Origin of the sequence: Hephaestia caeni (assembly GCF_003550065.1) — a bacterium.
Taxonomy (GTDB): domain Bacteria; phylum Pseudomonadota; class Alphaproteobacteria; order Sphingomonadales; family Sphingomonadaceae; genus Sphingomonas; species Sphingomonas caeni_A.
The window spans coordinates 20053-33212 of the sequence record NZ_QXDC01000002.1 but is presented as its reverse complement, the minus strand read 5'-3'; the positions used below and the strand labels follow the sequence as shown (position 1 = coordinate 33212).

10 protein-coding genes are annotated in these 13160 nt (G+C 64.7%); 4 read left to right on the top strand and 6 right to left on the bottom strand.

From position 1 onward, the window contains the following. Positions 1-31 precede the first annotated feature (31 nt). A complete protein-coding gene (locus DFR49_RS21550; RefSeq protein ID WP_170150872.1) occupies positions 32-1114 on the bottom strand; it encodes a LysR family transcriptional regulator in 1083 nt (360 codons plus the stop codon). Between DFR49_RS21550 and DFR49_RS00150 the strand changes: the two genes are divergently transcribed. From DFR49_RS00150 to DFR49_RS00140, 3 genes are all read left to right on the top strand, one after another. After that, on the top strand, positions 1097-1966 hold the full coding sequence (locus DFR49_RS00150) for a hypothetical protein (protein ID WP_245968169.1): 870 nt from the start codon (positions 1097-1099) through the stop codon (positions 1964-1966). The genes DFR49_RS21550 and DFR49_RS00150 overlap by 18 nt on opposite strands. 194 nt (positions 1967-2160) lie before the next feature. Then, positions 2161-3444, top strand: a complete 1284-nt coding sequence (locus tag DFR49_RS00145) for a glycerate kinase type-2 family protein (protein ID WP_119034049.1) — start codon at positions 2161-2163, stop codon at positions 3442-3444. 33 nt (positions 3445-3477) lie between these two features. Further along, positions 3478-5151 (top strand): L-lactate permease, encoded by a 1674-nt coding sequence (locus DFR49_RS00140; protein ID WP_119034048.1) that lies wholly within the window; start codon positions 3478-3480, stop codon positions 5149-5151. A 142-nt stretch (positions 5152-5293) separates the two neighbouring features. Here DFR49_RS00140 and DFR49_RS00135 read toward each other — a convergent pair whose 3' ends face one another. After that, the gene (locus DFR49_RS00135; protein WP_170150871.1) at positions 5294-6631 is read right to left on the bottom strand and encodes an MFS transporter; all 1338 of its coding nucleotides are present in this window, start codon (positions 6629-6631) and stop codon (positions 5294-5296) included. Positions 6632-6681: 50 nt separating this feature from the next. Further along, the gene (locus DFR49_RS00130; protein ID WP_119034046.1) at positions 6682-8058 is read right to left on the bottom strand and encodes an MmgE/PrpD family protein; all 1377 of its coding nucleotides are present in this window, start codon (positions 8056-8058) and stop codon (positions 6682-6684) included. Between the two features lie 312 nt (positions 8059-8370). Here DFR49_RS00130 and DFR49_RS00125 point away from each other — a divergent pair, with 312 nt between their 5' ends. After that, a complete protein-coding gene (locus tag DFR49_RS00125; protein ID WP_119034045.1) occupies positions 8371-9987 on the top strand; it encodes an MFS transporter in 1617 nt (538 codons plus the stop codon). Between the two features lie 63 nt (positions 9988-10050). Here the strand turns inward: DFR49_RS00125 and DFR49_RS00120 are convergent, their stop codons facing one another. The 3 genes from DFR49_RS00120 to DFR49_RS00110 form a co-directional block, all read right to left on the bottom strand. Beyond that, positions 10051-10965 carry an acyl-CoA dehydrogenase family protein gene (locus tag DFR49_RS00120; RefSeq protein ID WP_119034044.1) on the bottom strand — a complete coding sequence of 305 codons (915 nt, stop codon included), beginning with the start codon at positions 10963-10965 and terminating at the stop codon, positions 10051-10053. A gap of 5 nt (positions 10966-10970) precedes the next feature. Then, entirely contained in the window at positions 10971-12122 is a 1152-nt protein-coding gene (locus tag DFR49_RS00115; protein WP_119035179.1) for an acyl-CoA dehydrogenase family protein, read from the bottom strand. A gap of 74 nt (positions 12123-12196) precedes the next feature. Continuing rightward, the gene (locus tag DFR49_RS00110; RefSeq protein ID WP_281271750.1) at positions 12197-13078 is read right to left on the bottom strand and encodes a LysR family transcriptional regulator; all 882 of its coding nucleotides are present in this window, start codon (positions 13076-13078) and stop codon (positions 12197-12199) included. Between the last annotated feature and the right edge of the window lie 82 nt (positions 13079-13160).

The window sequence follows — 13160 nt, the reverse complement described above, 5'->3', positions numbered from 1 at the left end:
TCGCTTCCGAACTGCTATCACCGCGCGGCGCTCAGTCGACTTCCCACGATAAGGTGGGCCGCAGCCGCTCCACCAGGAAATCGATGAAGGTGCGCACCCTCGCCGGCATCGTCTGCTGAAGCGGAAAAACCGCGAAGAAGCTGCTTCCCGGCGGGCGCCACCCGGTCAGTACCTCCACCATCCGCCCTTCGGCCAGATCGTGTTTGCAAATGAAGGCCGGCAGCGCCGCGATCCCCAATCCCGACAGCACCGATTGGCGCAGCAGCACAAGATCGTTGCACGCCAGGCGCGGCCGGAATTCGACCGTGACGTCGTAGCTTCCGTGGGTAAGTTGCCACTGCGCCTTGGCATCGACGGTGCCCCACGCCAGCAGGTCGAAGCGCGGCAGATCGACGTGGCTTTGCGGAAAGCCATGCTGCTCGAGATATTCCGGTGCCGCGTACAGGCCGTATTCTGTGGTGCCCAGCTTGGTGGTCATCAGCGATGCCTCGGCCAGCGGCAGCGTGTCCGCGACGATCGCGAGATCGAACCCGTCGCGGAAATGATCGGTGGTTTCATTCGACAGAACGGTCACCAACCGCACATCGGGATAGGTTTTGAGATATGCGCTCAGCATCGGCGCGAGCAGGCTGCGGTCCAGTTCATGCGGCACGGAGATGCGCAGCAATCCCTGGGGACGCGTCATCGCCGCCTGCACGGCGTTGGTCCCATCGCGCAGCACGCCCAGGCAGCGCGCGGCATAGTCGAAGAAGACCACACCTTGCTCGGTGGTGATGATCCCGTGCGTGGTACGGTGGAGAAGCCGCACGCCAAGCTTTTCTTCAAGCCGCGTCAGCCGCCGGCTGATCGTCGATTTGGGAACGCCCATGATCTGCGCCGCCCGGGTCAGGCTTTCCAGTTCGACCACGCGGGTGAAGACCAGAAGATCAGCGGTTTCGATCACAGCGTACCTTACGAATATACAAGGTTCGCCGCCACTCTCGATCGTTGCACGATCGAGAACACCAAGTTGCGGAGCGATCGCTTCTCGCGCCGGGCGCTTGCAGCGCACAATCGGACTGGCCGGTGTGGATACCCGCCCGATGGGAGGATGCAGATGAACCGGACGACACACGCGATACTGGCCTTCGCGCTGCTGGCCGGGGCATCGATAATGGCACTGCCCGCCAGCGCGCAGGAAGCCCGCGCGCCCGATCCCGCGGCCACCGCCGTGCCGTCGGTCACGGCGGTCGAACTGGTGCGTTGGCCGGCGGCCGAGGCGCGTCAGGGCGTGGCCGCGGACAAGGAGTATTTTTACCCCAACGCCAACAACCGCATCGGCAAATATGATCGGAAGACCGGGCGACGCGTGGCGCAGTGGGAAGGCCCGCGCGCGCTGTTCCCACACATGAATTCGTGCGTCGTGGAGGATCGCGAACTGATCTGCGCGGCCTCCAACCATCCGTCGGTGCCGATGGCGAGCGTGATCGAGGTTTTCGACACCGCCACGCTGCGGCACGTCCGCAGCATCGCCCTGCCCCCGATACCCGGCTCGCTCACCTGGATCGAGCGCAAGGGCGATGATTGGTACGGCGGCTTCGCCAACTATCCCGTCGAACGCGGCGGCGAACCGGGCCACGACAATCGCTGGACCCGCCTGGTGCGCTTCGATTCCCACTTCCGCGCCACGGGTTCGTGGCTGTTTCCCGATGCCGTGCTCGCCCGGTTCGCGCCGATGAGCAATTCGGGCGGGTCATGGGGCGACGACGGGCTGCTTTACGTGACCGGGCACGATCGGCCCGAAGCCTATGTGATGCGCCTGCCCAAAGCCGGATCGGTGCTCGAACACGTCGCCACCGTCGCCCTGCCCACGGCCGGGCAGGCGATCGCCTGGGATCGAACCCAGCCGCGCGTGCTCTGGTCGCTCGATCGCGCGACCAACACCGTTGTCGCCAGCCGGGTGCCGCCGGTGCCCGTCACCCCTTGATCAGCGCGTCGGCCGAACACGGCAACACGGAGTTGCACCGGATCGCTCTGTTCGCTCGGCGATCAATCGTGGGAAGACATTGCCAGGGCCGAACGGGCCGCTTGGCGAGGGGACGAACGTGATAGCGCGGACACGATTGGGATCGACCGTCCGCCGTTCCTCCAGGCGCACCAAACGGTAATATCGATAACTGCATGACGCATCCCGACGAGTCCGTTCGCGCATTCGCACGCAGCCTGTTCGACGAGGCGGTCGCGGCCGTATCGGCAGAGCGTTGCGTGCCCCCGGCGATCGGCGACGGCCCAATCAATGGTCGCACTCTGATGATCGCGCTCGGCAAGGCGGGCGCGGCGATGGCGTCGGAGGCGGCAAAGCGGCTGCAAGGCCCGGTGACGGGGCTCGTCATCACGCGCCACGGCCATTCGGGCCCACCACACGACCTGCCGGCAGATTTCGAGGTGATCGAAGCCGGGCATCCGGTGCCCGACGATGAGAGCCTTTATGCGGCGCGGCGCGCGCTCGCACTGGCGAGCGCGCTGGGGCATTCGGATCGGTTGCTGATGCTGGTGTCGGGCGGCGGATCGGCGCTGCTGGCGTTACCGGTGCCGGGAATTTCGCTCGCGGACAAGCAAATCGTCACCCAGGCGCTGCTGCGGTCGGGTGCGACGATCGGAGAGATGAACAGCGTGCGCAAGCACCTGTCGCTGATCAAGGGCGGCCGGCTGGCGGTGGCTGCAGCGCCTGCGCAGGTAGAAACACTCATCATTTCCGACGTTCCGGGCGACGACCCATCGTTTGTCGCCAGCGGCCCCACCGTTGCCGACACCACGACGCTGGCAATGGCCCGCGAGATCGTCGCGCGGTACGCCTTCGACATTCCATCCAACGTTATCGCCGCGCTCGACGATCCCGCGAACGAGACGCCGCCTTACGACGCCCTCGGTCTTGCCGGGGGCACCGTGCGTGTCATCGCCGTGGCGCGCGATGCCCTCAACGCCGCGCGCAGGCTGGCCGAGGGCCGCGGCTACAAGGTCATGGATCTGGGCGACCATTTGCAGGCGGAGGCGCGCCATCTCGGCGCCGGTCATGCCGCGCTTGCGCGCCGCGTCGCCGCCGACGGGCAGAAGCGCGTCATCCTCTCGGGCGGCGAAACGACGGTGCGCGTCACCAATCGTGACGGACGCGGCGGCCGCAACCTGGAATATCTGCTGGGCCTTGCCCTTGCGCTGGAAGGCGCGCCGCGAATCTACGCGATCGCCGGCGACACCGACGGTATCGACGGCACCGAAGACAATGCCGGTGCGATCGTCACGCCCGATACGCTGGCACGGGCCGGCGCGGCGGGCCTCGACGCGCGGGCCATGCTCGATTCGAACAACGCCTACGGCTTTTTCGATGCCTTGGGCGATCTCGTGGTGACAGGCCCGACACGCACCAACGTCAACGACCTGCGCGCCATCGTGATCGAGGGCGCATAACGACACGCAGATACCGCGAACCAGGGGGATATCATGGAGTGGGCACAAACCTATCATCCCGTGGGACCGTGGCTTTCGGTGATCCTGGCGGCCGCGCCGATCGTGGTCCTGCTGGGGTGCATCGGCATTTTTCAGCTCCGCGCGCCGATCGCGGCCCTGCTCGGCTTGCTGACGGCGGGCGCGATCGCCGTGCTGGCGTTCGGGATGCCGGCCGGGCTGGCGATGCGCGCCGCCGCCTTCGGCGCGGCTTACGGCCTGCTGCCGATCGGCTGGATCGTGCTCAACATCATCTTCCTCTACCGGCTCACCGACGAATGCGGCCAGTTCACGATCCTGCGCGATTCGATCGCGCGGATCAGCGAAGACAGCCGCATCCAGCTCCTTGTCATCGCATTCTGCCTCGGCGCGTTTTTCGAGGGCGCGGCGGGATTCGGCACTCCCGTCGCCGTAACGGGCGCCATGTTGATCGGGCTCGGCTTTTCCCGGCTTCAGGCATCGGGCCTGTCGCTCATCGCGAACACCGCACCGGTCGCCTTCGGCGCGCTGGGGGTGCAGACGCTCGCGCTCGCCTCGGTCACCGGCCTGCCGCTGCTCGAACTGTCGGCGACGGTCGGGCGGATCATGACGCCCTTCTGCATGCTCATCCCCTTCTGGCTGATGGTCGCCTATTGCGGCTGGCGCCGTGCTTTCGCGGTATGGCCGGCGGCGCTCGTGGCAGGGGGCACCTATGCGGTCGCGCAGCTTTTGATCTCCAACCTCCACGGCCCGTGGCTCGCCTCGATCGGCCCCGCCATCATCTCGCTGGTGGTGCTGGTCGGGTTCCTGCGGGTCTGGCGCCCCACAACGACCATGCCGGTTAACGAAGCGCGGCGCGCGCGCGACGGCGAACCGATCCCCGTTACCGACGCGGCAACCTCCACCGAAGCGGCCACCACCTTGGACCGCAAAGCCGTACGCAAAGCGTGGATGCCTTGGCTGGTACTGACGGCGCTGGTCTTCATCTGGGGCGTGCCGGCGATGAAGACGCTGCTCGACGGCATCTTCCGGCTGGCGCTGCCCGTGCCCGGTCTGGACGGGGCAATCACCAGGATGCCCCCCGTGGTCGCCGCCGCGACGCCCGAGGCGGCGGTCTATATCTTCAATCCGCTGTCGGCGACGGGATCGGCGATCCTGCTTTCGGCGGTGATCGGCGGCTTGCTGTTGGGCGCCAGCCCGATGCGGATCGCGCGCACCTATGCGCGCGCGTTGCGCACCGTCACGCCTTCGCTGCTCACGATCGCAGCGATGCTGGCGCTCGGTTATCTCACGCGGTTCTCGGGGCTCGATACGACGATGGGGCTCGCGTTCGCGACGACGGGAATCCTCTATCCCTATTTCGGTACGATGCTCGGCTGGCTCGGCACGGCGGTAACCGGATCGGATACCGCATCGAACGTGCTATTCGGCAATCTTCAGCGCGTGACATCGGAGCAACTTGGCCTTGCCCCCGTGCTGATGGCCAGCGCCAACAGTTCGGGCGGCGTGATGGGCAAGATGATCGATGCGCAAAGCATCGTCGTCGCCTCTACCGCGACCCAGTGGTTCGGGCAGGAGGGGCGCATCTTGCGCTATGTCTTCGTCCATTCGGTGGCCCTCGGCTCGTTGATCGGGCTCTTCGTGATGGCGCTGGCGTATGTGCCGTACTTCGCGCGCTTCGTCGCCGGTTGAACACGGAGACCCGCCGGGTTCATGCCATGAGGCTGCAAGCCGGCCGCGTCACGCCCTATGACGGCGCCTACCGGGCCGCGATGCGATAACGTCAGCCTGAATCCCGATGCTACTCAGGATAGCTGAATAATCGGCTCAAGCGTTATTGTCCGGCTCCGTACATGACGCGCGCTTCTTCGATTGCGATTACGCGCTCACGAAGTGGTCGGAGAGTTTTCCGCAGGCAGAAATAAGCGGCCGGAATAGTGATAAAGATCATAGAGGCCAGCGAATATCCTAATTTTGCTTCATCCTGAAAGACGTAGTCCGTTAGTGCACCAGCGATGAATGGCCCGGTCCCGCTGCCGATGCCGGTCGTACAGAACAGGAAGACCGCGATCACCTGCCCCTTGACTTCCTGCGGTGCGACCACCTGGACGGTCGCCGAGACGAATACGAAAAATGGTACGGCTACGACTTGTACCATGCCGTACATTATCATGAATACGATCGGGTTTTCGATGAAGAACATCGAGGCGGCGATCGGCGCGATCCCGAGTACGAGCCAGGTGTAGAACCGAATGTGCGCGTCCTTGATCCCACGCGCGAACAGCCAATCGACGATGCCGCCCTTGAAGATGAGGCTGGCCGCGGCGACCAAGCTGATCACGCTCAACATCGGTGCGAACTGGATCGGCGTCCACCCGAAGTGGCGCGTGATATAGCTGGGCGTCCATGCCAGCAGCGTGCCACCGACCATTCCCATCAGTATAAAGCCGACGACCATCGGCAGCAGCAGATCGCTGTTGGTTCGAAAATATGGCACGATCGAAATCGTATTACGCTGCTTGCGCTTGGCGCGATGGCTCTCCTCACCGAAGGTGAACACAAGCGCGGCCATCACCGCGACCGGAATACCGACGACGAAGAAGGTGAAGCGCCACGGCGCCAGCATCGGGAGGTGCCCGGCGGCATATGCCAGTGCCACGCCGCTCAAGGCATAAGCGCCAGCGGTCCCCAGCTTCGCTCCGGTATTGAAGATCGAGCTTGCCGTCGTCAGAAGGTGGCGGGGGAATTTCTCGGCCAGCAGCGAATAAGCGGCGGGAGACAGCGCGGCCTCGCCGATCCCGACGAACGCTCGCACGACAAATACCGCGATGAAGGAATTTGCCAGTCCCGTCGAAGCCGTCGCTATCCCGAAGACCCCGACCCCCAGGAAGATCACCCACCGTCGAGAGAAACGATCTGCGGCCCACCCGAGCGGCAAGCCGAAGATGGCGTAGCAGATTGAGAAGGCCGCGCCGAGGATCAGCCCCATTTCCGTATCGGAGAGATTCAAATCGTCTTTGATCGACGGCGCCAGCATCGTCAGGATGTAGCGGTCGAGGAACGAGAAAGTGTAGAACAGGAACAGCACCGCGAGCGCCCACCAGGCGCTCGGCCGCGCTCGCTCCACCGCCAGGGGCATCGCCTGCATTTCAATTCGCCCGGGCTGTTCCATCTGGACCTCTTCGCTTGTTTTCGGCTGATGCGCTTGATGAATTCCGCCCGCTATCGCGGCGTTGCGAAGAGAACGCCTATATCCGCTACCTCGGCGATGCCGGCCCATGCCGCATGAAGCGCCCGCGCGCTGGTTTCATTCGTGACCATCACCGCAAGATTAACGAATTTTTGCGCCAATGCGTCTTCGCTGAGCGGAAGGCTGGGCGAGCCGAGCGCGTCATTCACGTCGCGCTCGAAGGAGCGGCCATCCTTCAGTGTAATCTTCACCCGCGACGGGCGGCCGGCAGGGTAGCGCGCGTTCATCGCGTCGCTCGAATGGAAGGAGAAGCGCTGTGCCATCGCCTCGACATCGGTGTTCGCACGCGCCGCCCCGCTGAAATGATCCAGGCGGATGGTGCCGAAAAGGAGCGCCGTGGCCAGTAGATATGGGAAGGACAATTGGGCCGAGGCCGCTGTCGTCCAGGGAGTCGCGGCGCGGTCCGCAGCCGCGCGATAGGTATCGACCTCGAGCGTCGCCACATCCTCGCCTGAGAAGCCGTGCTCACGACGCAGGCGCAGCGTCGCGTCGATCGAGGAGAGTAGATTGCCGCAACACGGCCAGGGCTTGATGTAGCATTGGGTGATGCCCCAGGTTTGATCGATCGCCGTGCCGGTAACGTCCGTTCGGTCGACGAAGGCGGCAAAGAATCCCTTCGGCCCCTCGATGGCATAGGGCGGCGCGGCGGCGCCCTGCTTCGCGAGCAGCGCCGCAAACACGCCTTCGCGGGCAGCGTGGCCGACGTGGAGTCGCTTCAAGTCGTCGCCACCCTGGACGAACGCGGCGAGACCGCCCGCGGAACTCGCCGCCAGGCCGAAGGCGTTCCGCTGCTCGTCCGCGTCCAGGTTCAGCAGACGCCCGGCCGCCGCCGCAGCGGCGAACACGCCGGCAGTCGCGGTTGGGTGAAAACCACGCCCGCGCAGCATCGGATGCGCGGTTCTGGCAATACTGGTGATCGTCTCGTAACCGGCGACGATCGCCTCGAGCACCGCCTCACCGCTGGCATGGACGAGGTTCCCTACCGCAAGCGCGGCCGGAACGGTGACCACGCCGGGGTGGGCCGCACCCGGGCTAAACCCGTCGTCGAACTCCAGGCTATGCCCCGCGACCGCCATGATGAAGGTCGCATCCAGAACATCCGCCCGGCGTTCTCGACCAAGCACCGGCAGGCCGCCGGGGGGACGGGCTGCGGCTAGCGTCGCTTCCGCGATCCCGGTCGTTTCCTCTCGACTACCGCCGTAGATGAGCGCGACCGTATCGAGCAGGTGGTGGCGCGCGGCCTGCTGCGTTCGCTGGTCGAGATCCGCCAAGCGAATATGGTGCAGTTTATCGAGCAGGCGCGTGGTGAAGCCGTCGTCGGAAAGAGGCGCACCCATCAACCGCTCCATTATCCTCCACGCGTCGCTTTGCCCGAAAACCGAGCGACTGGCGCGTGTTTTTGCCTTCCGTCACGCGGTCGGTGACAATATAATGCACATCATCTTTATCAATAGCAACATCACGGTTAGTGATTATACGGCGCGGAGATCATGGGGGCGGATAGTCACTCCGTTCCCGCGTGCGAAAGGGTGGCCAAGACGTTGGCCGCGCACGTCCGTCAACTCGGCCGGCCGACGCTCGGAGGGAGGTTGCATACAAATGCCGTCATGTTCTTGGTCAGGTGGTTCGAACCCGCGGGATGATTTGCGCGTGTCCGCGGGGTGATCGTCGCCCAGTCCCCCTTCGCGCACCCGCGGTTCCGCGCCGCGTGGATCGCGACGCTGTGTTCCAACATCGGCGGATTGATCCAACTGGTCGGCGCGTCATGGATGATGGTGAGCTTGGGCGCATCGGCCCAGATGGTCGCGCTCGTGCAGACGTCGGCAAGCCTGCCGGTAATGCTTCTCTCGCTGTGGGCCGGAGCCGTCGCCGACAATCTCGATCGCCGCCGTGTGCTCCTGGCCGCGCAGGTATTCATGCTATCGGTCTCCGCGCTTCTCGCGATTGCTGCCTGGCTGGGATGGGTGACCCCTTTGCTGTTGCTGGCGTGCACCTTCCTGATCGGCTGCGGCACCGCTGTTAACGCGCCTGCTTGGCACGCTTTCGTCGGTGACGCTCTCCCGCGTGAGGTTCTGCGCAGCGCGGTCGCCGTCAACAGCATGAGCTTCAACATCGCTCGCAGCACCGGGCCGGCGATCGGCGGGCTCCTCATCGCGATGGCCGGGGCGGCCGCCGCGTTTACTACGAATGCCGCCAGCTACATCGGTCTGATCGTCGTATTAAAGCGGTGGCGCGTTGCGCCCCTGCCGCACAAGCTGCCGCGCGAGCGCCTGCTCTTCGCAATGGGAGCAGGCATCCGCTACGCTTGGATGTCCCCCCCGATCAGGATCATCCTGGCGCGTACCGCGCTGTACAGCGTGGCGGCGACCGCGATCGCCGCGCTGATGCCTGTCGTCGCCCGGGACCTGATTGGCGGGGGACCGCTGATGTACGGACTCTTGTTCGGTATGTTCGGGGTGGGCGGAGTATGCGGTGCGGTTTCCGCGCACCGGATAGGACAGCAGTTCTCGACTGAGCGGATAATCCAGTGGAGCGCCGTCACAGTGGCCAGTGGGGCCGCTGCGACCGCAGTCGGAACGCTTACGCTCGTGCTGCCCGCACTCGTCCTTGCGGGCGGCGGCTGGGTGCTCGCACTTTCGACATTCAACGCCAGCGTGCAACTCGCCGCGCCGCGCTGGGTCGCGGCACGGGCCGTGGCTCTGTTCCAGATGGCGACGTTCGGGGGCGTGGCGGCCGGCAGCTCGCTGTTCGGGGCGATCGCGAGCGCGCATAACATCACGGTCGCGCTTCTGTGCGCCGCGGGCGCGCTGCTGCTGAGTATCGTGGCTGGATTGCTATTCCCGATACCGGAGGTCGGCCAGCTCAACCTCGATCCGCAGAACACCTGGATCGAGCCGGAGATGGCCCATCCGCTCGCGACCCGAAGTGGACCGATCGTGATCGCGGTCGAGCATCAGATTGCGGACGCCGACGTTCCGGCATTCCTGAACGTCATGAGCGAACGTCGCCGAATCCGCATCAGAGACGGTGCACGCAACTGGACATTATGGCATGACCTCGCGGAATCGACGTTGTGGGTTGAACGCTTCGATTTCGCGACTTGGCTCGATTATGTGCGTCACAATCGGCGACGCACCTGGGCGGATGGTGATAATACCGACGCCCTTCGTCGCCTTTGGATTGATGGCAGAATCCCGACAATACGCCGGTTTGTTGAGCTGCGGACGGAGCAGCAGGTGCGACGGCATGCACCGGATTCGACGATAGCGACCCTGTGAAGCTGGATCGCGATCCGGCGTAATGGACGGACGCGAAGTCGTGGCGCAAGCTAGGGTCAGGATCTACTCTGCCAAGGCAAATGACAGCGCACTGACCGGCCGGTCATCCAGCACGAGCTTGCCCAATTGACCCGCCCAATATCCCTCCGAACCATCGGCGAGCCGCCATGCGTACAGGCGCCTGGTAAGAAGCTGGAGGTCGAATTCCTCACTTATGCCGATCGCGCCGTGAATGGCATGCGCGATCGAGGCGACGCGTTCCGCCGCTATGCCCGTTCCGATCTTGGCAGTCGCCGCGGCGCGAAGCGACGGCGCCAGCCCGGCCCGCATCCCAATGGCGGCACAAATGCGCGCGGAGACGGCCAGTTCTGCCAATACTGCCAGTTGCTGCTGCACGGCCTGTTGCCGGCCGATCGGCTTGCCGAATTGCTGGCGATCATTGGCGTAGGCGATCGAGAGATCGAGCACGCGACTGACAGCACCGGCGATCAACTGCGACCGAAGTGTCGCGGCAATTCCCCGCAAGCCGGTATTGGGGCAGGCGAGCATCCGGTCGAGCGTGCCGGGGATGGCGGACGCGGCTTCAGTCATCGGAATGAGCTGGAGGTTGCCGGGATCCCCGGTCAAAAAATGGTCCGCAACGACGGCAAACAGCGTTGGAAAGCTGCCTGTGGAGAGCACGACCGGTCCATCGGGCACCGTCTGGCCTGCTCGCGCAAGCAGGGCTCGGGCGATCATTGTATCAGCGACCGGCAATGGCATGGCGCTCGCGCCAACTGCCTCGATCAATGGGGCCACGTCCGTCAGCGACAGGCCGAACCCGCTCATCTCCTCGGGCACCAGCGCGTCGAGAAAACCCGATTCCGCGATTGCCGACCAGGCAGGGCGCCAGTCGGCCCCACGCTCGATCTCACGCACCATGACGGGTGGACAATGTTCGTCCAGCAGCCGTTTGAAGGGATCGATCAATTCCCGCATGGCGCTCACCGTATCCCGAGCCCGCGGGCGATAATGCCGCGCAGGATTTCCCGCGTCCCCCCTCGTAGCGAGAAGCTAGGGGCGACATGCGTCGTATAGAGCAGCGTGCGGTAGAGATCGGCCGACAGCGCCTCGTCTGGGTGACCCGCCAGATCGTCACCGATCAGTGCCGGCACATCCTGTTCGAAGCTCGTGCCGAGATCCTTGATGAGCGCCGCCTCGACCAGCGGGGTCTCCCCGGCCACGAGTCTGGCGGTCACCGCGATCGAAAATTCGCGAAGCGCCATGAACCGGGCCAGCAGCGACCCCGCAAGACCCGCCGTCGCCTCGTCATTGCGGCCCACCGCGCCAAGATGGGCCAGCCAGGTGTCGAGGAGCACTATGCTCGAATAGATGCGTTCAGGCCCGCTCCGCTCGAACGCCAGTTCGGCGTTCACCTGCGCCCATCCTTGGCCTTCCTCGCCCACCAGTGCATCCGATCCCAACAAGACGTCGTCGAAGAAAACCTCGGCGAAATGCTGGTCGCCGGTCAGGTCCGCGATCGGCCGTATCGTCACGCCCCGCGCGTTCAGATCGATGATGAACTGTGAGAGCCCAGCGCTGCGATCGGCGGGCGTGCCCGATGTCCTGACAAGCGCGATCATATAATCGCTGTGCAACGCGTTGGTGGTCCAGATTTTCTGTCCGTTGACGCGCCAGCCCTCGCCCTCACGCTCGGCTCGAGTACGGACGCTCGCAAGGTCCGATCCGGAGCCCGGCTCGCTCATGCCAATGCAGAACAGCGCCTCGCCGTTGCAGATCGCCGGCAGAAACGTCTCGCGCTGTGCCTCCGTGCCAAATCGCAGGATCAATGGTGCGCTCTGCCGATCCGCGATCCAATGCGCCGCGACCGGAGCCCCCGCCGCGAGCAGTTCCTCGACGACGACGAAGCGCGCGAAGGGGCTACGTCCGCCTCCCCCATATCGTGGCGGGATCGTAAGGCCGAGATAGCCATTGGCGCCGAGCTTGCGACTAAATGCAGCATCAAATCCCTGCCATGAACGCGCACGACGATCGGGAGCCAGACCGACGACCGTTTCGGCAATCAGCGCACGCAACGGTGCGCGCAGAGACTCGTCTTCCGCGGGAAGCGTCGACAGTTCCAACGTATCGAACACGATTTGCGCCTTCGCTTTCACTCAGAACCTGGCTGCACGCAGTGCGCGCCGTTTGATTTGCCGTCCAATATTGATTAGCCCCGCTGTGATATCCACTCGATATCAGCAATCGACGCGAAGTTCTCAGCGGCAAGGATGGCGCCGCTTTTGGGCAGCAGAAGCCCCGTATACACCGCCACCTTCTGTTCGAGGGCGATCAATCGGACTCCTTTGGGCAGCGCGCTCGCGGAACGCCCAGGCACCAGCGCCACGCCGAGGCCGCTGCGTACCAGGCTGAGTATCGCGTTGATCTGCTCTGCATCCTGAGAAATCCGGGGCGCGAACCCCGCCTCCTGGCACGCGAGAAGAGCGGTTCCCCGTAGCACACTGATCGGCCCGCTCATGATGAACGGCTCGTCACGCGCATCCGCGAGTTCGATCCTGGCGCTGGCGGCGAAGCGATGCATCGAAGGCACGGCCAGATACAGTTCGTCGCGATCCACCGGCCGCGAAACGACCGCGACGCTTTCTTGAAGAGGGAGCCGGACCAGACCGACATCCAGGTCGCCGGCCTCGATCCGCCGCGCGATATTGATGCTCGTGGCTTCCTCGAGCGTCATGTCGATCAGCGGGTAATGCTCGCGAAATGCCGGAATGATTCGCGGCATCAGCTCGTAGGTCGCCGAGCCCACAAACCCGACCCGCAGGCGTCCGCGCTGCCCCGCTGTCCCTTCGAGCACTGCGCTCCGGAAATTATCCGCCTGCGTCAAGGTCGCACGCGCAAAGCTGAGCGCCGCCTGCCCGGCCGGCGTCAGGGTTACGCCGCGTGGGCCGCGGACGAACAGCTTGGTGCCCAGTTCCTGCTCGAGCTTCCGGATCGCGACTGTGAGAGGCGGCTGAGACATATGGAGCCGCTCCGCCGCCCGGCGAAAATTTCGAATCTCTGCCAGAGCCACGAAATAGCGGAAATGCCTCAGTTCGATGATAGCCTCCCGATATCGCGATGACGCCAGTTAATATTGGTTCCGGTCGGCGATCGTGCCTAGGGTCCGTAAGCAT